The sequence below is a fragment of the Paraburkholderia sp. BL6665CI2N2 genome (assembly GCF_004366535.1).
Taxonomy (GTDB): Bacteria; Pseudomonadota; Gammaproteobacteria; order Burkholderiales; family Burkholderiaceae; genus Paraburkholderia.
This window is the reverse complement of the sequence record NZ_SORC01000001.1, coordinates 4742139-4764480: the sequence shown is the minus strand read 5'-3', so window position 1 is coordinate 4764480 and position 22342 is coordinate 4742139. Positions and strand designations below refer to the sequence as shown.

Below are 22342 nucleotides of genomic sequence, written 5' to 3'. Positions count from 1 at the left end.
CTGGCTTTCGCTCGATCAGTGCGCCTGCGATATGACGCCCCCGGCTGACCATCCGGCTGCTGTCGCCCGCGGGTTTAAAAACTGCTCATAATTCTTCAGAGCCGGTTTGGCAGTTGCTGTTCTGGGTATTTCGTCTCGCAGTCAGATTCGGGAGGTTCACGATGAATATTTTTTCTTACCGAAAGCACTTGCGGTTCCTGACGCACGCGCAGCGCCGTCGCTGGTGGGATCAGAAAAAGCGCCTGACGCCGCGCGTGCGGATCAGCGGCGCCTATGTCCCGCCCAGCGTGTCTCGCGAATTCGCGTATGTGAAGGTCGGTTGACTTAGCGACCCTTGCAGGTAAGGAATGCCCGGCCTCATCAGTCGGGCATTTTTCATTCTGGGGTGCAATTGGACGCCGTCAGGATCGAAGCTAATTTGTAATCAAAGATTACTGTGAAGCAAATGCCGCAGGCCGTAAGGCGGCCATTGCGACTGATTGCGGCGTCTCCAAACACGGGCAATCCCTGAGTTTTCAGCGCATTACGAAGGTGATTGAGCGCTTGCGGCGTCCGCTGGAATTGCGCGCTTTTGTCGCCGATTGCAATTTGCAACAAATGCGAACAGATGGGTGCGGTCTTTTTCGATACATTGATTTCATAGCATGCAGGGCATGCGAAGTCGGCGACCCTGGTGGGCCGCGCTAGGAGAATAAAAGTGAAAAAGATCGTTCCGTTTGTCGTTGCCGCAGCACTCGGATTGGGGCTTGCCGGTGCCGCTCAGGCACACGTTTCCGTTGGTATCGGTATCGGAATTCCGATTGCGCCGGCTTACCCGGTTTATGCCGCGCCGCCGCCGGTTTACTACGCACCGCAGCCGGTTTATGCGCCGCCGGTCGTTTATGCACCGCCGCCAGTCGTGGTAGGCGGGTATTACGGCGGCTACGGGCGTCCTTACTATCATCACGGCTATTACCGCGGTTACTACGGTCACGGCTACTATCGCCGCTAAATATAGTGGGTCGATTTTGATTGACGGCGTAACGCCGGCTTGATCGCCGGGTTACGCCGTTTGTATTTTTGTTGGCGGCTTTTCATGCAGTCAATGGCGGGCCTATTGTCCGAATGACGGTTTGAATTCGCGTCGGCCGGTCGGTGCAAAGAGTTGCCAGAGAAGTTCACGCGCTCACTTCACGCCTGACGTTCCAAAGCTCGGTCGAAGCTGGGAGAATGGTTGTTTCGCCACCGCTCTGGAGAGTTTCGCCGATGCAAGCGCTTCCCGCTCCCACTTTCGACGACGTACTCGACGCCGCAGCGCGTCTTGAGGGCGTCGCCCACCGTACTCCCGTTCTGACCTCTAGCACTTTCAATGAGCGCGCTGGGGCGTCGGTGTTCTTCAAGTGCGAGAATTTTCAGCGCATGGGCGCCTTCAAATTTCGCGGCGCCTACAACGCGATCTCGCATTTCGACGCGGAGCAGCGCAAAGCCGGTGTGCTGACCTATTCGTCGGGCAACCATGCCCAGGCGATTGCCTTGTCGGCACGCCTTGCCGGCATCCACGCCACGATCGTCATGCCGCAGGACGCACCCGCGGCCAAAGTCGCGGCAACCAAGGGCTACGGCGGCGAAGTAATCACCTACGATCGCTACACGGAAAATCGCGAAGAAATCGGCCGGCGGCTCGCCGAAGAGCGCGGCATGACGCTGATTCCGCCTTACGACCATCCGCATGTGATCGCCGGGCAAGGCACGGCGGTGAAGGAGTTGATCGAGGAAACCGGGCCGCTCGACATGCTGTTCGTGTGCCTCGGCGGCGGCGGATTGATCAGCGGCAGCGCGTTGTCCGCGGCGGCACTGAGCCCGGCGTGCACGGTGATCGGCATTGAACCGGAAGCTGGCAATGACGGCCAGCAATCGCTGGCACGCGGCGAGATCGTGCATATCGACACGCCGCGCACGATCGCCGACGGCGCTGCTTCCACGCATCTGGGCAACTACACGTTTGCCATCATCCGGAGACTGGTCGCGCGGATCGAAACGGTCAGCGACGCGCAGTTGATCGAGACGATGCGCTTTTTCGCGCAGCGCATGAAGATCGTGGTCGAGCCGACAGGCTGTCTCGCCGCGGCCGCGGTGCTCAACGGCATCGTGCCGGTGAAGGGAAAGCGTGTCGGCGTGGTGGTGAGCGGTGGCAACGTCGACCTGGAAAAGCTTGCGCAGTATCTTGCCTGATAGATTGCGCGGGCAGGCGCTGTTGCACTCGCCCGCTGCTCGATCGAAAACGGCTCGCCAACGCGGGCCGTTTTCATATCAGCTCGCCACGTGCGCGGTTTGCACGATCAGATCACGATACCCGTTGACGATCACGCTGTACGAGAAGTAGGCAAACAGCAGCGCAGACAGCACGTGACAGGCGCGCAGCAAGCCGGTGCCGGCGCGTTTGCGCCCGTGGCTGCCGAGTCCGCAGATAAAGATCGTCCAGCACAGACCGCCAAGAAAGAATCCGCCGAGAAAGACCGGCGCGGTCGTCACGCTCGTGGCGCCGGCTTTCGCGATCAGCGCGCCGCCGACCGCGGCGAACCACAAAATCGCCGACGGCGACGACACCGCCAGCAGGACGCCGCGCAAGAAACCGCGCCACGCGGACAGATGCGGCGCATTCGCGTCCGCCTCGCCGGCCACCGCCGGCGCCGTCGCCGGGAACATTGCTTCACGCGCCATCTTCCAGGTCAGGAAGAGCAGGATCGCCGCGCCGCCGATCCACACCACCCAGCGCACGGATTGGAACTGCAGCAAGGCGGCCATGCCCGCGAGCGCGAGCGCCGCATAAATCAGATCGCCGATGCACGAACCGAGGCCGAGCCAGAAGCCCGGTTTGAAGCCATGCGAGAGCGTCAGGGAAATCATGGCGACGTTCACGAGACCGATATCCAGACACAGCGACAGCGACAGAAAAAACCCATCCGACATCATTGAAAAAGCATGCATCTGCGCAACGGCTCCGTTAGCTTTGTTATTCAGTCTTGTCGTACGGCTTGCCTCAGAGGCCCAACTCGTTCCACAAGGAGTCGATGCGCTGTTTGATCGCGTCGTCCATCACGATGGGGCGGCCCCATTCCCGATCGGTTTCCCCGGGCCACTTGTTGGTCGCGTCGAGGCCCATCTTCGATCCGAGTCCGGCCACCGGCGAGGCGAAATCCAGATAGTCGATCGGCGTGCGATCCACCAGCACCGTATCGCGCGCCGGATCGATGCGCGTGGTGATCGCCCAGATCACTTCCTTCCAGTCGCGGATATTCACGTCCTCGTCGACCACGACGATGAACTTCGTATACATGAACTGCCGCAGGAAGCTCCACACGCCGAACATCACGCGTTTGGCGTGGCCGGGGTAGCTCTTCTTCATCTGCACGATGGCCATGCGGTAGCTGCAGCCTTCGGGCGGCAAATAGAAGTCGGTGATCTCGCTGAACTGCTTTTGCAGCAGCGGCACGAACACCTCGTTGAGCGCGACGCCGAGCACGGCGGGTTCGTCGGGTGGTTTGCCGGTGTACGTGGAGTGATAGATCGCATCGCGCCGCATGGTGATGCGCTCGACCGTGAAGACAGGGAACCACTCCTGCTCGTTGTAGTAGCCGGTGTGGTCGCCGTACGGGCCTTCCAGCGCATGTTCATAGCCCGCCGACGCGCCCTTGACCGGACGCGGCGGCGCGCCTGCGGGAGCGGGCGAAGGCGCGCCTTCCTGCGGATAGATGAAGCCTTCGAGCACGATCTCGGCGCGCGCTGGCACCTGCAAGCCGTCGACGCCCGGCGTGATGCACTTCGCCAGTTCCGTGCGGCCGCCGCGCAACAGGCCGGCGAATTGGTATTCAGACAGCGTGTCGGGCACCGGCGTGACCGCGCCGAGGATCGTGGCTGGATCGGCGCCCAGCACGACTGCCACCGGATACGGCTTGCCCGGGTTCTGCAGGGCGAACTCGCGGAAATCGAGCGCGCCGCCGCGATGCGCGAGCCATCGCATGATCAGTTTGTTACGTCCGATCAATTGCTGGCGATATATACCTAAATTTTGTCGGCTCTTATTTGGGCCTTTTGTGACGGTCAGGCCCCATGTAATCAGCGGGCCGGCGTCGCCGGGCCAGCACGTTTGAATCGGCAGCTTCGCGAGGTCCACGTCGTTGCCTTCCCAGACAATTTCCTGGCAGGGCGGCGCGCCCACCGTCTTGGGCGCCATGTCCCACACTGCCTTTGCGAGCGAGAACAGCTTGCCGGCGTCCTTGAGCCCCTTCGGCGGCTCGGGTTCCTTCAATGCGGAGAGCAGCCGGCCCACGTCCCGCAGCGATTCGAGCGCGGCGCCGTCGCCTTCGCCGGCTTGCGCGTCCACTCCCATGCCGAGCGCGACCCGCCGAGGCGTGCCGAACAGGTTGCCGAGCACCGGGAACGCATGCTGTGTCTTGCTCTCGAACAGCAAAGCCGGGCCGCCGGCGCGCAGCACGCGGTCGCACAACTCGGTCATTTCCAGGACAGGCGAGACGCTTTGTGAGATGCGGCGCAGTTCGCCGATGGTCTCGAGACGGCCGACGAAATCGCGCAGGTCTTTGTATTTCATCTGGTGCGGTTCAGTGCCGCGCAAGCGGCGAAGAAGGGAGGCGCAGCACGGTTTAACGGCGCCAGAACGATTGTCGATTTTACCTGTGTTGGCGAGCGCACGTAGCTCGGCCAAATGACGTAGGCGGGACGGAGGAGCCGAAACAGGTCAAAAGGCGCGCGCCGCGCGGTTTTGGGCTGTCTGAACAGGGTTCGTTATTACAATTAGTTATACATTTGCCTATCTATAGTGTTGACGATCTATAAAACCCTGCATAAAATCCGTCCACATTGGTTGCAGGGCGTGAACCTTTTTACCACTGCCCCCGGTCCCATCAGACGCAACGCGTCACCGCTTACCGATTCCTGCACGGTATTAGACGGTCTTATTGATGTCCTCGCCAGCGTTAACTGACGCTGGTTTTTCGCGTGGGAGCCACCGCCCGCATGCTTTTTTGACATGCCGCGGTCCTTTTCCAGGATGGCTCCCCACAAACGGTATTTACCGTTTTCCCGACGTCGCTGCTGCCCTAACCAGACAGAGCGCGCGATGTCTTGATTCTGCGAACGTGCTTCACCGCCTATTCATATGGCGGGGTTCGCGGATCATGCAACATGGGAGATCTGAATGAACGCCTGGTTATCGTGGCGTCCCGATGAGCGTATCGCGCAAGTTGTGCGCGGTGTGGTGCGCTGCGGGACGCGAATGAGTCATCACCTGTTCAGCATCGTCGGCGGTATCGCGGTGGTGCTGACAGTCGCACTGTGGCTGATGCCGGCCCTGCGCGGCACGCTAGCCGCCAAGGCGATGCCGGTCATCTCCGCCGCTGTGCAAGCCGGTCCCGCCCGCCTGCTGCAGGGCAACCCGCTGCCGGCTTTCGGACCGCCCGCGCGCGCGTCCTCCGACGACTCGCTGACCGCCAGCTCGAACGGCCCCGATGCCGTGAGCGGCACGAACAACGGCAACACTGTCACCGCGAGCAACAGCAGCTTTGACAACGCATTCGACGCGGCCGGGTCAACCGGCATGGGTGTCGCGGCGCTGAACGGCCTCGATCCGCGCACCATGCAAAGTGTTACCGCGCTGGCAAGCCTGATCCCGTCGCAACGCGTATCCGCCGACGCGCGCGACGACCGCGTCCTGATCTCGACCCGCGAGCAGGACCTGGTTGCGTCCTTTCTCGCACGGCGCTATCGCGTTGCTCAGGAGCCCGTCAGCGAGCTCGTGAAGGCGGCGTTCGACACCGGCCGCGAAGTCGGTCTCGATCCGCTGCTGCTGCTTTCAGTGATGGCAATCGAGTCGGGCTTCAACCCGTACGCCGAGAGCGGCGTCGGCGCACAAGGCCTGATGCAGGTGATGTCCAAGGTGCACTCGGATAAATTCCAGTATTTCGGCGGCCAGAGCGCGGCGCTCGAACCGGTCGCGAACATCAAGGTGGGCGCGCTGGTGCTGAAGGATTGCATCGCACGCGGCGGTTCGCTTCCGGGCGGCTTGCGTCTGTACGTCGGCTCGACCTCGCCGGACGACGGCGGCTACGGTGCCAAGGTCATGGCCGAGCGTGCCCGTCTGCGGGACGTGGCGCGTGGCCGCAAGGTGCCGATCAACGCACCGCAGGCGCCGGTTTTGACGGCGTCGACCAACACGGCTACGGCCGCGTCGGCCAGCAATGGCAAGCGCGTGCAGGTGACGCTCGAGGGCAGTCATCCGTTGAGCGCGGCGACACCGGTGAAGGCGCCGGCTTCCTCCGAGCAGGACGATGCGAGCGCCAACGCGACGAAGCACGTGGCATCGGCATCGGAATTGGGCGCTTGAGGTTGGCAGCTTAGAACGGGCGACTCCGCGCGGGAGTGGCAGCAAAAAAGGACACTCATCTGGCGTGTCCTTTTTTTCGTCTGGCGATTGAAAGCGAGTCGCTCTGCTCAACCCTTGCCGAAGAATTTCGCCAGTCGGTCGACGGCCTCTTCCAGTTTCGGATAGGCAGTGGCGTACGACAGCCGGATGTACTCCTTCGGCGCGTGCGTACCGAAATCCATGCCGGGCACCAGCACCACGCCCGCATCGTGCAGCATGGCCTTGGTGAGTGCCGCGCTGTCGCCGGCCGCGGCGTGCGCGACCGTGCGGCAATCGGCATATACATAGAAAGCGCCGTCGGGCATTACCGGCACGGAAAAGCCGAGCGATTCCAACGCCGGCGCGATGAAGTCGCGGCGACGCTTGAATTCCTGGCGCCGCGCTTCGTAAATCGCGATCGTTTCAGGCTCGAAGCAGGCGAGCGCCGCGTGCTGGGCGAGCGCGGAAGCGCAGATGAACAAGTTTTGTGCGAGTTTTTCAAACGCGCCGACCATGCCGGGCGGCACCACCAGCCAGCCCAGACGCCAACCCGTCATGTTGAAGTACTTCGAGAAGCTGTTGACGGTGATCACGTCGTCGCCGAACGAGAGCGCCGACACGGGCTTCGCGTCGTAGCTCAGCCCCTGATAGATCTCGTCGACGATAGTAAAGCCGCCACGCGCGCGCACCGCCTTGACGATGCGCTCCAGTTCAGCCGGTTCGATCGACGTGCCGGTCGGGTTCGACGGCGACGCCAGCAGCACGCCACGGGTGTGCTCGTTCCAGAGACGCTCGACGTCGGCGGCGGTGAGTTGGAAACGTTCGGCCGGGCCGCTAGGCACCATCACCGGTTTGCCTTCGGCGGCGATCACGAAATGGCGGTTGCACGGATAGCACGGGTCGGGCATGAGCACTTCGTCGTCGCGGTCGACCAGCGCCGCGCACGCCAGCAGCAATGCGGCCGATGCGCCGGCGGTAACGACGATCCGCGCCGGATCCACGCTAACGCCGTAGAAGTCGGCGTAATGCGCTGAGATCGCTTCACGCAGCGCGTGCAGGCCAAGCGCGCTGGTGTATTGCGTGACGCCACGGCGCAGTGCGCTCGCGGCCGCCTCGATAACCGGCTCGGGCGCGGTGAAATCGGGTTCGCCGATTCCCATATGAATGATGTCGCGGCCGTCGCGCTCGAGAAGCGCGGCCTCCTTGGCCAGTTCCATCACATAGAAAGGCTGGATGGCGTCCACACGTGCAGCAAGCCGCACCAAGGGTTCGGTCACGGAGTTCATACGATCAAATCCAGTTCAGAAGCAAAAGCGGGACGACGTTCGGCGCGAGTGCTTGTGCGCGAAACGGCGTCCTTATGAACGGTTCGGTTACGCCAGATCGTTCAGCGTAGCGCACGCCAACGACCATGCCGCCGGCCATGCGCCGTGCGCTCAACGCTTGCGAGCCGCCTGCGTCTCATCCACGCGCAGTTGCGCCGACAGCTTGTCCAGCACGCCGTTCACGTACTTGTAGCCGTCCGCGCCGCCGAACGTTTTGGCGAGTTCGACCGCTTCGTTGATGACCACGCGATAAGGAATATCGATGTGGTTCTTCAGTTCAAACGCGGCCACCAGCAGCACGGCGCGTTCGACCGGCGAGAGCTGCTCGATCGGACGGTCGAGACACGGAGCGATTGCCGCGGACAGTGTTTCCGAATCGCGGATCACGCCGTGCAGAATGGCGTCCAGATGTTCGTGGTCGGCCTTGTCGAAGCCTTGCGCGCCGCGCAGCTGCGCGTCGATTTCACCGCCGGGCGAACCCGACAGCAGCCACTGGTAAAGCCCCTGCGTGGCCAGTTCGCGGGAGCGTCGGCGTGCGCTCTTCATGCCTCTTCCTCTTCTTCGTCTTCTTCCTCGTCGTCGCCGCCGAGTTGTTCGAGCGCGACGGCAAGGTTCGCCATTTCGACGGCCACGCGCGCCGCGTCACGACCCTTCTCGGTCATGCGCGCAACGGCTTGTTCGTCGTTTTCGGTGGTCAGTACCGCGTTCGCGACCGGAATGCCGAAGTCGAGGCCGATACGCGTGATGCCCGCGCCGCTTTCGTTCGATACCAGTTCGAAGTGGTACGTTTCGCCGCGAATCACCGCGCCGAGCGCGATCAGTGCGTCGAATTGCGCGCTTTCGGCGAGCTTTTGCAACGCCAGCGGGATTTCCAGTGCGCCCGGCACGGTGACGAGCAGCACGTCTTCGCCAGTCACGCCGAGGCGTTCGAGTTCTTCGATGCAGGAGTCTGCGAGGCCATTGCAAACAGGCTCGTTAAAGCGCGCCTGCACGATGCCGATACGCAGTCCGTCGCCGTCGAGATTCGGTTGGTATTGTCCGATTTCCATGTGAATTCCGTAGTGTTTTGAGTGGGCGCGAAGCGCGTGAATGATCGGATCAGCCTTGTTGCGGAGCTTGTGCCTTGCCGCCCGGCATCGGCACGAAGCCCGTGACTTCGAGACCGTAGCCCGACATGCTGCCCAGCTTGCGCGGGTTCGACAGCACCTGCATCTTGCCGACACCGAGCTCACGCAGAATCTGCGCGCCGATGCCGTACGTCTTGAAGTCGACGGGGCGGCGTTTCAGTGCGTCGGCTCTTTCCTTCGAGTCGAACGCCTTGAAAACGTCGATCAGATGGTCCTTCGAGTCGCCGCAGTTCAGCAGCACGATCACGCCGCAATCGCGTGCGGCGATTTCTTTCATGGCCGCGTCCAGCGTCCATGAATGGGTGGATTCGCCGACTTCGAGCAGGTCCAGCACCGACAGCGGCTCATGCACGCGCACCAGCGTGTCCTGATCCGTGCACGGCGTGCCGCGCACCAGCGCAATATGCGGCTGGCCGCTCGGCTGGTCGAGATACATGACCGCGCGAAACGCGCCGTGCGCGGTCTGCATGGTGCGTTCGCAAATCCGCTCGACGATCGACTCGGTGCGGCTGCGATAGTGGATCAGATCCGCGATCGTGCCGATTTTCAGATCGTGCTCTTTGGCGAATTCCATCAGGTCCGGCAAGCGCGCCATCGTGCCGTCGTCCTTGATGACTTCGCAGATTACCGCGGCCGGCGTGAGCCCGGCCAGCTGGGTGAAGTCGCAGCCCGCCTCGGTGTGTCCGGCGCGCACCAGCACGCCGCCAGGCTGAGCCATGATCGGGAACACGTGGCCCGGCTGCACGATGTGCTCGGCCTTGGCTTCCGGCGCGACCGCGGCGGCAATGGTGCGGGCACGGTCCGCCGCCGAGATGCCGGTGGTAACGCCCTCGGCCGCTTCGATGCTGACCGTGAACGCGGTGCCGTACTGCGTGCCGTTGCGGTAGGTCATGAGCGGCAGGTTCAGCAGCTTGCAGCGTTCCTGCGTGAGCGTCAGGCAGATCAGGCCGCGACCGTAGCGTGCCATGAAGTTGATCGCTTCCGGCGTGACGAATTCGGCGGCGATCACGAGGTCGCCCTCGTTTTCGCGGTCTTCTTCGTCGACGAGGATCACCATCCGGCCTGCTTTCAGTTCGGCGATGATCTCTGGAGTGGAGGCGAGCGTCATGTTGGCGAGAGTTTCGAAGAAAGCGCGTATTTTACGCCACGCGCGAGCCCAAGTCGCCTCCGCCGAACGGCATAGGCCATTTGGCCGACTGGCGATGAGCCGTCCGCCGTTGCTAAGCTCGTTGAAACGATGGATGCATGAACCGGCGGAATGCGGCGGGGCGCCGCCGCCGGCCCATGCGTGACCGGCTTGCGGCCTGTTATTTAGGCGCGTTCAGCATGCGCTCGACGTAGCGCGCGATCAGATCGATCTCGAGATTCACCTGCGTGCCTTCACGCAGACGCTTGAGCGCCGTCACTTCGACCGTGTGCGGAATCAGGTTGATCGAGAATTCGCAGCCATCGTCGCGATCTTTAACCGAGTTGACGGTCAAGCTCACGCCGTTGACAGTGATAGAGCCCTTGTACGCCAGGTAGCGGCCAATCTCGCGCGGCGCCAGCACGCGCAGTTCGTGCGATTCGCCGACCGGCGCGAAGTGCGTCACCGTGCCGAGGCCGTCCACATGGCCGGAAACGATATGGCCGCCAAGCCGGTCGTGCGCGCGCAGCGCTTTCTCGAGATTGACTTCGCCGGTCTCACCGAGGCCCGCCGTGCAGTTCAGGCTTTCGCGCGAGACGTCGACTTCGAACGAGTGGGCGGTTTTCGCGACCACGGTCATGCAGGCGCCCTGAATGGTGATGCTGTCGCCGAGCTGCACGTCGCCGAGATCGAGACCGCCGGCCTCGACGTTCAGGCGCACGCCCGCGTCGCCGTCCGTGCCGAGCGGCTTGACTGATTCAATGCGGCCCACGGCCGCGACGATTCCTGTGAACATCGTACTAATCCTCGATCATTTCGAAACGGGTGGGGACGCGGGATCGCTGCCGGGTCCGGGCGTGGCCTCGGGGGCGGGTTGAGGCATGAAGCGGGCGAGAATCCGCACATCTTCGCCGATCCGGTCGACCGCGTGGAAGTTCAGTTTGACGCGGCCCTCGAGCGTGTCGGGCGCGCTCAGATTGAACATGCACATCGAATCCATGCCGAGCAGGCTCGGCGCGAGATACACGAGCAATTCGTCGACGCAGCCTTCGCGCAGCAGCGAGCCGTTCAGCTTGTAGCCCGCCTCGACATGCAATTCGTTGACGTTGCGCTCGCCCAGCACTTTCAGCACCGCGGGCAGATCGACCTTGCCCGCCGGGTTCGCCAGCTGGACGATCTCGGCGCCGCGATCGCGCAATGCGTTGGCGCGATCGGTATGTCGCCCATCCAGATTGCCGCAGAAGATCAGCGTGGGTGCGCCGGCCAGAATTAGCGCCTCCGGCGGCACGTCGAGCTGGCTGTCGATCAGTACGCGTTGCGGCTGGCGCGGCGTGTCGACGGCGCGCACCGTCATGCGCGGATTGTCTTCCCTGACCGTGCCGATGCCCGTCAAAATCGCCGACGCGCGAGCGCGCCAGGCGTGGCCGTCGGCGCGTGCCGCTTCACCGGTGATCCATTGGCTGACGCCGGAAGGCAAGCCGGTGCGGCCGTCCAGCGAGGCCGCCACTTTCATGCGGACCCACGGGCGGCCGCGCGTCATGCGCGAGACAAAGCCGATATTGAGTTCGTGCGCTTCGTGGGCGAGCAGCCCGCAGCGCACTTCGATACCGGCGTCGCGCAACATGGCGAGACCGCGTCCGGATACCTGCGGATTGGGATCTTCCATCGCCGCGACTACGCGCGCGACCTGAGCTTCGATCAATGCGTTCGCGCACGGCGGCGTACGGCCGAAGTGGCTGCATGGCTCCAGCGTCACGTAGGCCGTGGCGCCGCGCAAGTCGTGACCGCGCGAGCGCGCGTCTTTCAGCGCGCGGATCTCGGCATGATCCTGACCGGCCGGTTGCGTGAAGCCTTCGCCGATCACCTCGCCATTCTTGACGAGCACGCAGCCGACGCGCGGATTCGGGTCGGTGCTGTACATGCCGCGCTTGGCCAACGCGAGCGCGCGTTCCATATGGACGAAATCGGTTTGCGAAAACATCGGGGTCCAGTCGGGTACGGTGGCTAGGCTGTAATGGGTTGTGGTTTTAGCAGTGTGTTGTCTTGCCCGCTTCAGGCCGCGAGCGAGGCGAATGCGCCACGCGCGGCGTCGATCGTGGCGTCGACAATCGCGTCGTCGTGAACGATCGACACAAAGCCTGCTTCATACGCCGATGGCGCGAAATACACACCTGCGTCGAGCATCTTGTGGAAGAACGCGTTGAAACGCGGCACGTCGCTCTGCGTGACTTCGGCGAAGCTGGTCGGGATCGAGTCCGTGAAGTAGAGGCCGAACATGCCGCCGAGAGAATCGGCCGCGAACGGCACCTTGGCTTCGCGCGCCACGTTGGCAAGACCCTGCGCGAGGCGCATCGTGCGCGCGGCCAGCGTGTCGTAGAAGCCCGGTGCCTGGATCAGTTGTAGCGTTTTCAGGCCGGCCGCGACCGCGATCGGGTTACCCGACAGCGTGCCCGCCTGATAGACGCCGCCGAGCGGCGCAAGGTGAGCCATGATGTCGCGCCGGCCGCCGAACGCCGCTGCCGGCATGCCGCCGCCGATCACCTTGCCGAGACACGTGAGATCCGGCGTGATGCCGTAGACCTCTTGCGCGCCACCCAGGGCGACGCGAAAGCCGCACATCACTTCGTCGAAAATCAGCACCGAGCCGTACTCGGTGCACAGGCGCCGCAAGGCTTGCAGGAATTCGGGCGTGGCGCGCACCAGGTTCATGTTGCCGGCCACCGGCTCGACGATGACCGAGGCGATCTCGTTGCCGAACGCCTTGAACGCTTCTTCGAGTTCAGCCACGTTGTTGTACTCGAGCACGGTGGTGTGCTTGGCGATATCCGCCGGCACGCCCGCCGAAGTCGGATTGCCGAAGGTCAGCAGGCCCGAGCCGGCTTTGACCAGCAGGCTGTCCGCGTGGCCGTGATAGCAGCCTTCGAACTTCACGATACGGCTGCGGTTCGTAAAGCCGCGCGCGAGACGCAGCGCGCTCATGGTCGCCTCGGTGCCGCTCGACACCATGCGGACCTGTTCGATGGAGGGCACCAGCTTGCAGATTTCTTCGGCGATTTCCACTTCCGATTCAGTCGGCGCGCCGAACGAGAAGCCGTTGCCCAGCACGCGCTGCACGGCCTCGATCACTTCCGGATGGACGTGGCCGAGGATCATCGGGCCCCATGAGCCGATGTAGTCGATATAACGCTGACCGTCCGCATCCCAGAAGTAGGGGCCCTGTGCGCGTTCGATGAAGCGCGGCGTGCCGCCGACCGAGCGGAAGGCTCGCACTGGCGAGTTCACGCCGCCGGGAATGGTGCGTTGCGCGCGTTCAAAAAGGGTTTCGTTTCTGGACATGGCGATGACTGGAATTGGGGTTGCGCAGCGGCGCGGGTCGCCTGTGGGCGAGTCGCGTGGCGCTGGGATGGGTGGGGAAATTGTACCGGAGTCAGCGTGAACAGGTTTTCCGGATGCGCCTACGCAGCGGGCTGCTCACTCACTTTTGTGCGTGGGCTTAGTCGGGGTATCGAACTTTGGCGGCTTGCGCTTGCCGGTCAGTTCCGCCCAGCGCTTTTCCAACGCGCCTTCGGCCATTGGCTTGATCACGGTGCCCGAACTCTGCGCGTCCCACGTCTGCACGGAGAAAGGATGCGTGCGCAACATCTCACGCGGAATCACCACGTCTTGGTGTGCATCGACGAGCCAGTCGTACACGAAGTCGATGCACAAACGGTAGCCGCGCTTCGTCGCCGGATCGGGGACCTCGTACGGCGCGCGCGTGACATAACCAGAGCCGAAGATACCCTTCGGTTCCTGTGCCACGCGATGCAGGAACACGCGGTCTCCCGGCAGGATGCCGCGCGCAAATCCGCAGCCCCATGCGTCGGCCACCGCGACGCCCGTGGTCACGCGTTTGGCCACGTCGGGCAGCTCGGGCCACGGCCATTTCCTCGGGCTCCAGATCAGCAGGAATGCGGTCATCGCATGGTCGTGTACAGAATAGTCGGGAAGGGCGCGGCGCGTAGGTTCGCGCGTCGCCCGCAGCGTTCAGGCGGCAGCTTAACCGATCGACAACGTGGCTGCCGCGAATCGTCGATGCCGCACAGGCGTCTTCGCGACCAGGTCCGAGGCCCCGCTGTCGTGTTAACCGTCGCGTACAATTGATGCTGTCAAGTTGCTGTTTTCCCCGTTTCACCTGTTCCGCTGCCGATGACGGCGCGGTGCTTCATCTGGATTCCCATGTCTCACGTCACCAGAAGCCGGCCCGATGGCCGGCTGATTCTGTTGCTCGGTGCGCTTGCCGCATGCGGGCCGATTTCCATCGACATGTACCTGCCGAGCTTGCCGACCATCGCGCAGGCGTTCGCCATCAGCACTGGCGCCGCGCAGACGACGCTCACCAGCTTCATGTGCGGCTTTTCGATCGGCATGCTGCTCTATGGTCCGCTGTCGGATACCTATGGCCGCCGGCCCGTGTTGCTCGGCGGCATTGTCATGTATGCGCTGGCTAGCGTCGCCTGTGCGATGTCGTTTTCGATCGGCTCGCTGGTGACGTTCCGTTTCGTCCAGGCGCTGGGCGCGGGCGCGGCCTCGGTGCTGGCGCGCGCCATCGCACGCGACGCCCACGGCCCGACCGATGCCGCTCGCGTGCTGTCGATGCTCGCCATCGTCACGTCGATCGGACCATTGCTCGCGCCGCTCATCGGCGGGCAGTTGCTGCTGCTCGGCGGCTGGCGCGTGGTGTTTATCGTGCTGACGTTGTTCGGCACGGTGTGCGCGATCACCGCGTTTCTCAAGGTGCCGGAAACGTGGCCGCGTGAGAAGCGTGCGCACTCCGCGTTGCTGAAGTCGTTCGGCGCGTACGGCAAGTTGCTGCGCGATCCGGTTGCGTGGGGGCACATGCTGTGCGGCGGCATGGCGTTCGCGTCGATGTTCGCGTACATCACCGCGACGCCGTTCGTCTACATCGAATATTTCCATGTGTCGGCGCAGCATTACGGCTTTCTGTTCGCGCTCAATATCGTCGGCATCATGTTCGGCAACTTCATGAACACGCGGCTGGTCGGCCGGCTCGGTTCGCTGCCGATCATTTCTTTCGCCGCGACCGTGAGCTGCATCGCATCGCTGTTTGTCTGTCTCGTGTCGCTGACCGGTTGGGGCGGTTTGTGGTCGATCGTGTTCGGCCTGTTCTTCGTGGTCGGTGTGGTCGGTCTTCTGTCCGCCAATTGCACGACCGATCTGATGCATCGCTATCCGCTGAATGCCGGCGCCGCGGCCGCCGTGTTCGGCGCCGTGCAGCTGGCGCTCGGCGCGCTGTCGAGCCTTGCGGTCGGACTCTGGCAGGACGGTTCGCCCAAGGGCATGGGCGTGACGGTGGGCGTGGCGGGCTTGCTGTGTTATCTCGGCCGGATTCTGGTTGTCAGGTGGCACGCGACCAAGGTGCCGGTCGCTGCCGTCTGAGGACCAATGAAGCGCAAGCCGCGTCGCGTCTACGGAAAACACCAGGTGTTGCGTGCGCGCGACCGTGCGTTTGAATTTCCGTTGCTATGATGGGTCCACTGTTCCTCGGAGCGGCATTCATGGCGATCAGAGATTTGATGAACGGCGAACGGCAACAAGCTGCTTTCGCTGAAGCGCAGAAGCTGGCGGACAGCGGCGCCTATCACGACTACACCGACATCGAATATGTACTGCGCTTTGATTTCGGTTTGTCTGATGTATCAGCGTTGCTCGACAGTCAGTTGATGCATCGCGATCTGAACCGCCGTTGCGCGGATGCGCGCGAGAAGCTGGAAATGCTTGGCGTGTGATGAGCGCGGCACGTTTGCAGAAGCGTGTTGATGCGAGACGCTGTGCCTGGGGGCGGACAGCGCTAGCGCGTTGCATGATTGCTCGTGTGATCGCTCATCGCTTTTGCAAAAACGGGATGCTGTCGTGCGGATGAAGCACACGCGGTGTCATGTGCCGTCGTCAAGTCTGGAGTGATATTCATGGCTGGTAGCCAGCACGACCCGCATCTGCCGCATACGGACAATCCCGCCACGCTTTCGCAGCCGGGCGGTCATTACAGTCATGTCGCGGTCGCAAATGGTTTCGTGTTCGTCTCGGGGCAATTGCCGATCACGGCGCAAGGCGACAAGCTAGCCGAGGCCTCGTTCGAGGTTCAGGCCGAACAGGTGTTGGTCAATGTGCAAGCCGCGCTCGAAAGCGCCGGCAGCAGCGTCGCGCAACTGGTGCAGGTGCGCGTCTACATTGTCGATGTCGAACACTGGATGAGCTTCAATCAGATCTACGCTCGGTGGGCCGGTGAAGCACGGCCTGCGCGCGCCGTCGTGCCTGTTCCGCAGTTGCACTACGGTTTCAAGATCGAGGTCGAGGCGACCGCGCTGGTTTAGCTTTTAGTTACTGACCTGTTGTGTCGAGCGTTGGCACGTGCTCAGCAGTGGGGTGATTTCAACGAACCGCGTGCATGCCGTAGCTCAATAAATCGCGAGCCCATTGAGCTGGGCATTGCTCGCGCCGGCCGCGATATTCACGCCGACATTACCGCTCATGTGCGTCAATGCGGTCGTGCCGAGTTCGGCGGTGGCGCTTCGTGCCATTTTCGCGATTAGCGCATCGGTCGCCTGAGTTGCGTATCTGATTTACCGCGGGAAAACCACCTGTTGTGGCGCTTACGCCTGAGTCGCGCCCGGTGCCGTCGGTGCCGAACAATACCTTCCATGTCGCATCTCTGTTTCAGAAGCCAAATGTGCGAAAGCCCGCTCGCGGCGGGCTCAAGAGAAAGGTCATGCAATGCTCAACGATTGCGGCGCTCGGACCGTCTTTTCTGCAAGGCGCCGAGGACTCGGCGCCGATCTGATCTGGCGGAGGCGGTGTCCGCCGAGTATCTAAGCTTGATGAGGGTTGCAGGGCAGCCGTTACTTTCAGTCCACCATCCAGACCACCATACAGCGCCAGCAAAAAGAAGCCACGGCCATGGCCGCGGCTCAGGACACACGCGCTCGCGGGATCAGCCGCAAATTACAATGCTTTCATACGCATTGCTGCAGGCCAATCAGGTGTTTGGTCTAACATATCCGGTCGGAGTGTCGCGTCCCATTTCGCTCCGACCATGCAAGCCCACAAGCAGATCAAGAATGGTAACGATAGCGACCGACGCAATGTTCCTAACCCGCGATGAACTTGTTGATCTCACCGGCAAGCAGCGCGGCCGCAGCCAGGCGGAAGTGCTCCGCGCGATTGGCGTCGAACACAAGATTCGGCCGGACGGTCGGGTGCTTGTCCTGAGGCGCCATGTTGAGGAGTTGTTCGGCGTTAAGTCCGCGCCTAACTCTGCAAGTGAAGTTGACTCGTTGATCAATTGGGATGCGGCGTAGACCATTAACAACATTAACAAGCCGCTCACAGCCCAAAATCCGGCCTTTGCCTTGCCTGAAAAGGCTTTGCGGCGTGTTCAAGGTTGTTAAAGCGCTTTAACAAAAAGCTCCACGGACGATTTTTTCTCTGCGTGAGAGAACGGTCGGTTTCCCGTCATGCGAAACGCTAGAGATTTGATACCCCCACCCCCCCGACGCTGTTGCGGCGCCCCAAGGGCGCCTGTGGCGGGCTGCCGCGCTGCGGCCAGTGCACATCGAACCCGTTGCAGTGTTGCCTGCTACAGGACGTCTGCACCCGATCGCCCGCGCGCCTCGCTAGACCGCGTGTCACGCATGGCGCTGACGTTTGGGCGTGTGTACGATGCAGGTTTTCAGGAGGTCAAGATGTCAGATAACGATACCCCGCGCAACGCACAAATGATTGCCCGCGTGACGGCGGATGCCGAGCGTTTCTTTGAGGCGCATCCTGAGCGGACCTTGTATGCCGGTTACTTGGGTAATACGGAACAGGGCGAATGGGCCTACCTTGTCATGGGTAAAGACGGCCCTTACGGCGGGTTCGAACTTCTGCCGACTAGCGACGAACTCACTTGCGAACAATTCACCACGCTGATGAACACGCTCCCGCGCGGCGAACAGGTCATGAAGGATTCCGTCGACAAGGTCGGCGGCACGGTGCGGGCAGGGCTGGATAAAGTCCTGCGCCGCGCACTGGCCGCCGCGCCTACCAGTTCAACCAGGCACTGACCGGCGTTACGCGATCCCGTTTTGCGCTTTCCAGAGCACGCCGCCCTGCTTGCGCTCGCTTTGCAGTACGGCCTGAACGGCCTGCTTGATCTTCATGCCAAGATCACCGGCGTTTTTCTGGTCCGTCGCTGAACCGCTTCCCTCGATCGTGACGGGCACGGTCACATTGAGGTCGCCGCCACCGCTCGACGAAGAGATGGCGTGATTCGGGATGATGGTCCCCGAGGTTCCGGGATTGAACAGTTCCGGCCCTTTCTCGCCAACGAGATACGTCGTGCCGGCATCGACCGGGCCGCCCGTGGCGCGCGCCGGAAGCAGGCTGGTCAGCCCCATCAGCGTCGAGGAGTATCCAGAACCCGATACGCCGGATGCCGCGCCAGACGCGATTGATGTACTCACTCCCGTGCCGAAGCTGTTGGCGAAGCTGCCACCGCTGATCCAGCTGGCCGCCATGTTGAACAGGCCCGAGAGTTCGGCCCGCGCCTGCATTCGCACCATGTCCTGAATCATGCTGTCGACTAGGCTCCGGAAGTTCAGCTTGCCAGTCGTCGCGAACGTGGCCAGCGAATCCTCCATGCTTTTTGCCATGCCGGTGAACATCGAATCAACCTGCGATGCAACGTTGTTCGCGCTGTCGGCGTAGTTCTGGATCGCCCGCGATGCACCGGTCGTCCAGTCCTGATTAGCGGCAAGGATGTCGGCCGACGACTTACGAGCGATGTCGACGGAGTCACTATAGTAGGTCTGCGTAGCCGCGAGCTCACGCGCGTATTGGCTGGGGTCAATCCGTTTTTCGGTCAGCGATTTGTCGAGAGCCGCCTTCTTTTTATCGAAGTCTTCCATCAGCTTGATCTGCGTCGCATAGTCGGCATTGGCGACGCCGCCCATCGACATGCCAGCGAGTTTCATGCTCGCCGCCGCCTGCTGCGTGCTGAGTTGCTCGGTCAGTCCGTCCGTGTATGCCTTCACAGCCCGGTTTTCCCGCTCCGATGCTGCCTGGATGTCGTCCGTGAACTTCTGGTAGTTGGCCGTCATCTGCTGTTGCAGGCGGGCGATGTCGTCGGCGTACTTCCGGTATGCCTCGGTGTTTTTCTTGCCCTTCGCCAGTTCCTCCTGCTGCTTGTCGATGTCGATGCGCTTCTGCAATGCGGACTGCTCGGCCACGTAGCTTTGAGCCAATGCATCCTGCTCGTTGATAACGCCATCCATGCGCAGCGCCTTGATGTGCTCGATCGACGCGCGGGTCGCATCTTCGATCATCTTCTGCTGTGCGGTCAGATCGGCGATGCTGGCATTGATTCCGTTGTCGGTCGTCCGCGCCTTCCGCGCTGGCGTGATTGCCTGCGTATCGAAAGCGATCATCTGCCGACGTTGCGCCTCGAGCTGCGCACCGGCGCCGGGCGTGTACGCTCCAGAATCCTTCAGCAGCTTGATCCGGTTATCGATGATGTCGTTATCGCGCTTGAGCGCTTCCGTAAGCTTCTGCTGTGGGCTCAGCGTCCGCTCGATCTGTGCGGCAACTTCCTTTTGAGACTCCGCGAGCAGCACCTTCATCCGGTTGTTTTTGTCCGCGGCCGTCTGGTCGGCGTTGTTTGCGTCGACGATCTTTTGCTGGGCGGCGATCAGCGGCGCATAGTCGGTGTAATCGTAATTCGCGGTCTTGCCGCTCTGCTGCGCTGCCTGCTTCGCCTTGAGGTCGTTCAGCTTGTCAAGGTCCGTCGAGTTTCCGGACAGCGACCGCGTGTAGCGCTGCCACGCCGCAGTAACGTTGTCCCAGAAACCGACCATTGCCGATGCATGGATCTTCGTGTTGTTGGCGATGTCCGCCATTTCCTGATTAATCAGGATGGTGAACGCCTCGTGCTTCTGGCCGGTTTTGTTCAGCGAGTCGATGAGCGACATCTGCGCGTCGGTCATCGTATGGTGCGCAGCCTGGTATGCCTCCGCCGCTTTCTGCACGTCCTCCTGCTGTTTGACGACACCCTCCAGCACCTTGTCGAATGAATCGCCGGTCGTCTTGGCCATGGCCTCGGCGACTGTCGCGACCTGCGGGAAAACGTCCGCCGAGATTTTTCCGCTTGCGACCATCAGGTTCATGTCGTCGGTGGCAGTGCCAACGCCGACGCCGAACCGGCCCGAGAGCGTCTCGGCAAGCGCTTGGATGGATTCGCGCGTTTGGGCGGCGTAACCCATCGTCGTGTTCATCGCGTTGTGAAACGCTTCAGTGCGGCTGTTCGCTTCCTCGATCGCCTTGTACATCAAGGTGCCAGCTGCTGCGATTGCGACAAAACCCAGCGCGACCGGGTTCGTGAGGTATTTGATGGCGTCGAGCCGCTCGCCCATCACCATCATGGAGCCGCCGAAGCGTGACCAGTTCCCCTGAGACATTTCGTGCGCCAGCACGATCATTTCGCGGCGTGCTCCAGATGCGCTATGGCCAGCGCCGGCCGTCGCAGCGCTCGCCGCCTCGATCTTCGCGATGTACTGCTCGGCATCTCCGGCCACACCCAGCTCTGCAGCGCGCAGACGCATCATTTCGGCCTGCGTCTTGCCAGCCTGGTCGGCCTGCTTCTGCAGCGTCGTCAGCCAGCGCTCAGCAGACGCGGCGGACTTGTTGAACGCATCCACCGCCGCCTGACCTTGGTCTTGGAGCGCCTTGCGGGAATTTTCGGTAGCGGTTACGGAATTCGTAACGCGCTGCCGCTGCGTCTCTATGCTCGCCGTGAAACTTTCCGCGCTTTTGCGAGCGCGATCCATTGAGGCGGTGAAGCCAGATGAGTCGCCGGTAAGGCGCACTACTGTTTCGTTAGACATGCGTCAACTCCTTTACTTTTTGGTCAATGACAGTGCTGAATGCGGCGGCCGCCGCCTGCTTCGTCGCGTCGTATGCTGGTCGAAGGAACGGTTGCGCCGCCATCTTCGATGTACCGAATTCCAAGAAGCGCCCATAGAAGGCGTCTTTGCTCCATGTCACAAGATAGGTGGCGCGCAATCCGGCGACAGATTGCTCTTTGTCGTAAGCGATCAGGAGCGAATCGCGAAGCGTACCAGGCGCGTAGGTGCCACCCTTATGCTCATATGTCGCATCGCCTACAGGCGCACGCAACTTTGCCTCCGCCAGGATGACGCGCGCGCCGGCGACCGTCGCCTGACGCAGAACCGATTCACTTGCCACCTGCTCAAGGGCGTCGATGGCCGAGGTCAGCGCGGCCGCGTTTTCAATCGTTAGCTTCACGGCCATCAGCCATCTCCATATGCGTTCACCATCACCAGAATATGATTCGCACTACTATTGACATTTTATATGCTTATGTGCTTGTGGTCACAAATAGTTGAACGTATGCGCCGAAGCAAATGAAAAAGCCAGCTCGAAGGCTGGCTTTGATGGTTTGTTGACCGTTGTTACATCCCGGTCGACGATGCGCCGCTTGCAGCACTGGAAGTTGCCGCCGCCTCTTTGTAACCTGCGGCGATCGAGTCGGCAATTGACTGGATTTGTATGTTCTGGATGTAAGCATCGGGTGTGCGGCAATCCGCACCAAAATGCTCGATTCCGGGCGAACTGGCGATGGCCACAACTTTGGGGCCGCCGAACAAAAATGCCACCCCATACTCGCCAATAAAACGCAGTGGTGCGCCGTTGTTTGACGCTTCGGTCATTGCGCTACTAAGACCCATTGCCGCCGAGTATTGTGTGTCGCAGGTGGGGATTGGATTCACGGCGAATACCGCCTTGCCAGAGACAGCCGCGCGCTGCGCGAACACCGTCAAGTCTTGGATGAACTGCTTAAGAGCTGCTTGTTGCGCCGGGTCGCTTGCCGGCGTAACCATGTCGTCGAGCTGAAAATTGACGACCATCCACTCGCTCGGATCAGTTTTGAACTGGTCCGGCGTCGGAGGCAAGCCGTTGTTTTGTCCCATCACGATCTGGTGCAGCGTCGTGCCGTCCATCACTTGTGCGGTCACGTTGGCGGTCACGCCGCGCGCAGCGAGTGCGTCCTGAAGCGTTTGCACCGTGGCTTGCGCATCCGATGCGCCGGCGGCCGGCGTGGATGCGGCACGCGCCACTGCGGCCAATTGTGCATGGGCAGTCGCGCCGGACGATGCCGACACGAGCGGTTTCCCATACATTGAGATTGTGAGTGCCTTGCTCGTCGGCTGGCCGCTGTCGCCGCCACCGCCGCCGCAGGCCGATAACAACGCCGCCGTGAAGAGGATTATCGCCGCCGTTTTTTTCATTTTTACCCTCGAATTTGTTTTCT

23 protein-coding genes are annotated in these 22342 nt (G+C 62.1%); 9 read left to right on the top strand and 14 right to left on the bottom strand.

Annotated features, from left to right (window positions below):
* Positions 1-161: 161 nt before the first annotated feature.
* The 3 genes from B0G81_RS43770 (at position 162) to B0G81_RS21265 (ending at position 2211) form a co-directional block, all read left to right on the top strand.
* On the top strand, positions 162-323 hold the full coding sequence (locus B0G81_RS43770) for a hypothetical protein (protein WP_007180743.1): 162 nt from the start codon (positions 162-164) through the stop codon (positions 321-323).
* A gap of 374 nt (positions 324-697) precedes the next feature.
* Entirely contained in the window at positions 698-991 is a 294-nt protein-coding gene (locus B0G81_RS21270; protein WP_134138249.1) for a hypothetical protein, read from the top strand.
* Between the two features lie 254 nt (positions 992-1245).
* Entirely contained in the window at positions 1246-2211 is a 966-nt protein-coding gene (locus B0G81_RS21265; protein ID WP_134138248.1) for a threo-3-hydroxy-L-aspartate ammonia-lyase, read from the top strand.
* A gap of 78 nt (positions 2212-2289) precedes the next feature.
* On the opposite strand, the gene B0G81_RS21260 is transcribed toward B0G81_RS21265, so the two are convergent.
* Together B0G81_RS21260 and B0G81_RS21255 are read right to left on the bottom strand one after the other, a co-directional pair.
* The gene (locus B0G81_RS21260) at positions 2290-2967 is read right to left on the bottom strand and encodes a LysE family transporter (RefSeq protein WP_106283373.1); all 678 of its coding nucleotides are present in this window, start codon (positions 2965-2967) and stop codon (positions 2290-2292) included.
* 52 nt (positions 2968-3019) lie between these two features.
* Positions 3020-4588 (bottom strand): UbiD family decarboxylase, encoded by a 1569-nt coding sequence (locus B0G81_RS21255; protein ID WP_134138247.1) that lies wholly within the window; start codon positions 4586-4588, stop codon positions 3020-3022.
* A 606-nt stretch (positions 4589-5194) separates the two neighbouring features.
* Between B0G81_RS21255 and B0G81_RS21250 the strand changes: the two genes are divergently transcribed.
* The gene (locus tag B0G81_RS21250; RefSeq protein WP_134138246.1) at positions 5195-6379 is read left to right on the top strand and encodes a transglycosylase SLT domain-containing protein; all 1185 of its coding nucleotides are present in this window, start codon (positions 5195-5197) and stop codon (positions 6377-6379) included.
* 107 nt (positions 6380-6486) lie between these two features.
* Here the strand turns inward: B0G81_RS21250 and B0G81_RS21245 are convergent, their stop codons facing one another.
* From B0G81_RS21245 to B0G81_RS21210, 8 genes are all read right to left on the bottom strand, one after another.
* Positions 6487-7683 carry a pyridoxal phosphate-dependent aminotransferase gene (locus tag B0G81_RS21245; protein ID WP_134138245.1) on the bottom strand — a complete coding sequence of 399 codons (1197 nt, stop codon included), beginning with the start codon at positions 7681-7683 and terminating at the stop codon, positions 6487-6489.
* Positions 7684-7833: 150 nt separating this feature from the next.
* Positions 7834-8268: a transcription antitermination factor NusB gene (nusB, locus tag B0G81_RS21240; protein ID WP_106283369.1), complete on the bottom strand. Its 435-nt coding sequence runs from the start codon at positions 8266-8268 to the stop codon at positions 7834-7836.
* Positions 8265-8771: a 6,7-dimethyl-8-ribityllumazine synthase gene (gene ribH / locus B0G81_RS21235; RefSeq protein ID WP_006050161.1), complete on the bottom strand. Its 507-nt coding sequence runs from the start codon at positions 8769-8771 to the stop codon at positions 8265-8267. The genes nusB and ribH overlap by 4 nt, the downstream gene beginning before the upstream one ends.
* Before the next feature lie 49 nt (positions 8772-8820).
* Positions 8821-9957, bottom strand: coding sequence for a bifunctional 3,4-dihydroxy-2-butanone-4-phosphate synthase/GTP cyclohydrolase II (gene ribBA / locus B0G81_RS21230; protein WP_106283368.1), 1137 nt, complete (start codon positions 9955-9957; stop codon positions 8821-8823).
* 199 nt (positions 9958-10156) lie between these two features.
* A complete protein-coding gene (locus tag B0G81_RS21225) occupies positions 10157-10771 on the bottom strand; it encodes a riboflavin synthase (RefSeq protein WP_106283367.1) in 615 nt (204 codons plus the stop codon).
* 15 nt (positions 10772-10786) lie between these two features.
* Complete coding sequence (gene ribD, locus B0G81_RS21220) at positions 10787-11956, bottom strand: bifunctional diaminohydroxyphosphoribosylaminopyrimidine deaminase/5-amino-6-(5-phosphoribosylamino)uracil reductase RibD (RefSeq protein ID WP_134138244.1); 1170 nt, start codon at positions 11954-11956, stop codon at positions 10787-10789.
* A gap of 71 nt (positions 11957-12027) precedes the next feature.
* Positions 12028-13311 (bottom strand): glutamate-1-semialdehyde 2,1-aminomutase, encoded by a 1284-nt coding sequence (gene hemL, locus B0G81_RS21215; protein WP_134138243.1) that lies wholly within the window; start codon positions 13309-13311, stop codon positions 12028-12030.
* 135 nt (positions 13312-13446) lie between these two features.
* On the bottom strand, positions 13447-13935 hold the full coding sequence (locus B0G81_RS21210) for a hypothetical protein (protein WP_134138242.1): 489 nt from the start codon (positions 13933-13935) through the stop codon (positions 13447-13449).
* Positions 13936-14193: 258 nt separating this feature from the next.
* On the opposite strand from B0G81_RS21210, the gene B0G81_RS21205 reads away from it, so the two are divergent.
* From B0G81_RS21205 to B0G81_RS21195, 3 genes are all read left to right on the top strand, one after another.
* On the top strand, positions 14194-15414 hold the full coding sequence (locus tag B0G81_RS21205) for a Bcr/CflA family multidrug efflux MFS transporter (protein ID WP_134138241.1): 1221 nt from the start codon (positions 14194-14196) through the stop codon (positions 15412-15414).
* Between the two features lie 119 nt (positions 15415-15533).
* Positions 15534-15764, top strand: a complete 231-nt coding sequence (locus B0G81_RS21200; protein ID WP_106283456.1) for a hypothetical protein — start codon at positions 15534-15536, stop codon at positions 15762-15764.
* Between the two features lie 180 nt (positions 15765-15944).
* Positions 15945-16349, top strand: coding sequence for a RidA family protein (locus B0G81_RS21195; protein WP_134138240.1), 405 nt, complete (start codon positions 15945-15947; stop codon positions 16347-16349).
* An 84-nt stretch (positions 16350-16433) separates the two neighbouring features.
* Here the strand turns inward: B0G81_RS21195 and B0G81_RS45415 are convergent, their stop codons facing one another.
* Positions 16434-16556: a hypothetical protein gene (locus tag B0G81_RS45415; protein ID WP_279590489.1), complete on the bottom strand. Its 123-nt coding sequence runs from the start codon at positions 16554-16556 to the stop codon at positions 16434-16436.
* Between the two features lie 120 nt (positions 16557-16676).
* On the opposite strand from B0G81_RS45415, the gene B0G81_RS45605 reads away from it, so the two are divergent.
* Entirely contained in the window at positions 16677-17333 is a 657-nt protein-coding gene (locus B0G81_RS45605) for a DUF4224 domain-containing protein (protein WP_347877466.1), read from the top strand.
* A gap of 333 nt (positions 17334-17666) precedes the next feature.
* Positions 17667-18080, top strand: a complete 414-nt coding sequence (locus B0G81_RS21185) for a hypothetical protein (RefSeq protein ID WP_134138238.1) — start codon at positions 17667-17669, stop codon at positions 18078-18080.
* A gap of 6 nt (positions 18081-18086) precedes the next feature.
* On the opposite strand, the gene B0G81_RS21180 is transcribed toward B0G81_RS21185, so the two are convergent.
* The 3 genes from B0G81_RS21180 to B0G81_RS21170 form a co-directional block, all read right to left on the bottom strand.
* Entirely contained in the window at positions 18087-20894 is a 2808-nt protein-coding gene (locus B0G81_RS21180; RefSeq protein ID WP_134138237.1) for a phage tail tape measure protein, read from the bottom strand.
* Complete coding sequence (locus tag B0G81_RS21175; protein WP_134138236.1) at positions 20887-21321, bottom strand: HK97-gp10 family putative phage morphogenesis protein; 435 nt, start codon at positions 21319-21321, stop codon at positions 20887-20889. The genes B0G81_RS21180 and B0G81_RS21175 overlap by 8 nt, the downstream gene beginning before the upstream one ends.
* Positions 21322-21482: 161 nt before the next feature.
* Complete coding sequence (locus tag B0G81_RS21170; protein ID WP_134138235.1) at positions 21483-22319, bottom strand: hypothetical protein; 837 nt, start codon at positions 22317-22319, stop codon at positions 21483-21485.
* Between the last annotated feature and the right edge of the window lie 23 nt (positions 22320-22342).

Excerpts from the sequence above, each read along its gene's own strand:
- B0G81_RS43770 (WP_007180743.1), top strand. The coding sequence starts at position 162 with ATGAATATTTTTTCTTACCGAAAGCACTTGCGGTTCCTGACGCACGCG.
- B0G81_RS21265 (WP_134138248.1), top strand. The coding sequence starts at position 1,246 with ATGCAAGCGCTTCCCGCTCCCACTTTCGACGACGTACTCGACGCCGCA.
- B0G81_RS21260 (WP_106283373.1), bottom strand. The coding sequence starts at position 2,967 with ATGCATGCTTTTTCAATGATGTCGGATGGGTTTTTTCTGTCGCTGTCG.
- B0G81_RS21255 (WP_134138247.1), bottom strand. The coding sequence starts at position 4,588 with ATGAAATACAAAGACCTGCGCGATTTCGTCGGCCGTCTCGAGACCATC.
- B0G81_RS21250 (WP_134138246.1), top strand. The coding sequence starts at position 5,195 with ATGAACGCCTGGTTATCGTGGCGTCCCGATGAGCGTATCGCGCAAGTT.
- B0G81_RS21245 (WP_134138245.1), bottom strand. The coding sequence starts at position 7,683 with ATGAACTCCGTGACCGAACCCTTGGTGCGGCTTGCTGCACGTGTGGAC.
- nusB (WP_106283369.1), bottom strand. The coding sequence starts at position 8,268 with ATGAAGAGCGCACGCCGACGCTCCCGCGAACTGGCCACGCAGGGGCTT.
- ribH (WP_006050161.1), bottom strand. The coding sequence starts at position 8,771 with ATGGAAATCGGACAATACCAACCGAATCTCGACGGCGACGGACTGCGT.
- ribBA (WP_106283368.1), bottom strand. The coding sequence starts at position 9,957 with ATGACGCTCGCCTCCACTCCAGAGATCATCGCCGAACTGAAAGCAGGC.
- B0G81_RS21225 (WP_106283367.1), bottom strand. The coding sequence starts at position 10,771 with ATGTTCACAGGAATCGTCGCGGCCGTGGGCCGCATTGAATCAGTCAAG.
- ribD (WP_134138244.1), bottom strand. The coding sequence starts at position 11,956 with ATGTTTTCGCAAACCGATTTCGTCCATATGGAACGCGCGCTCGCGTTG.
- hemL (WP_134138243.1), bottom strand. The coding sequence starts at position 13,311 with ATGTCCAGAAACGAAACCCTTTTTGAACGCGCGCAACGCACCATTCCC.
- B0G81_RS21210 (WP_134138242.1), bottom strand. The coding sequence starts at position 13,935 with ATGACCGCATTCCTGCTGATCTGGAGCCCGAGGAAATGGCCGTGGCCC.
- B0G81_RS21205 (WP_134138241.1), top strand. The coding sequence starts at position 14,194 with ATGTCTCACGTCACCAGAAGCCGGCCCGATGGCCGGCTGATTCTGTTG.
- B0G81_RS21200 (WP_106283456.1), top strand. The coding sequence starts at position 15,534 with ATGGCGATCAGAGATTTGATGAACGGCGAACGGCAACAAGCTGCTTTC.
- B0G81_RS21195 (WP_134138240.1), top strand. The coding sequence starts at position 15,945 with ATGGCTGGTAGCCAGCACGACCCGCATCTGCCGCATACGGACAATCCC.
- B0G81_RS45415 (WP_279590489.1), bottom strand. The coding sequence starts at position 16,556 with ATGGCACGAAGCGCCACCGCCGAACTCGGCACGACCGCATTGACGCAC.
- B0G81_RS45605 (WP_347877466.1), top strand. The coding sequence starts at position 16,677 with ATGTCGCATCTCTGTTTCAGAAGCCAAATGTGCGAAAGCCCGCTCGCG.
- B0G81_RS21185 (WP_134138238.1), top strand. The coding sequence starts at position 17,667 with ATGGCGCTGACGTTTGGGCGTGTGTACGATGCAGGTTTTCAGGAGGTC.
- B0G81_RS21180 (WP_134138237.1), bottom strand. The coding sequence starts at position 20,894 with ATGTCTAACGAAACAGTAGTGCGCCTTACCGGCGACTCATCTGGCTTC.
- B0G81_RS21175 (WP_134138236.1), bottom strand. The coding sequence starts at position 21,321 with ATGGCCGTGAAGCTAACGATTGAAAACGCGGCCGCGCTGACCTCGGCC.
- B0G81_RS21170 (WP_134138235.1), bottom strand. The coding sequence starts at position 22,319 with ATGAAAAAAACGGCGGCGATAATCCTCTTCACGGCGGCGTTGTTATCG.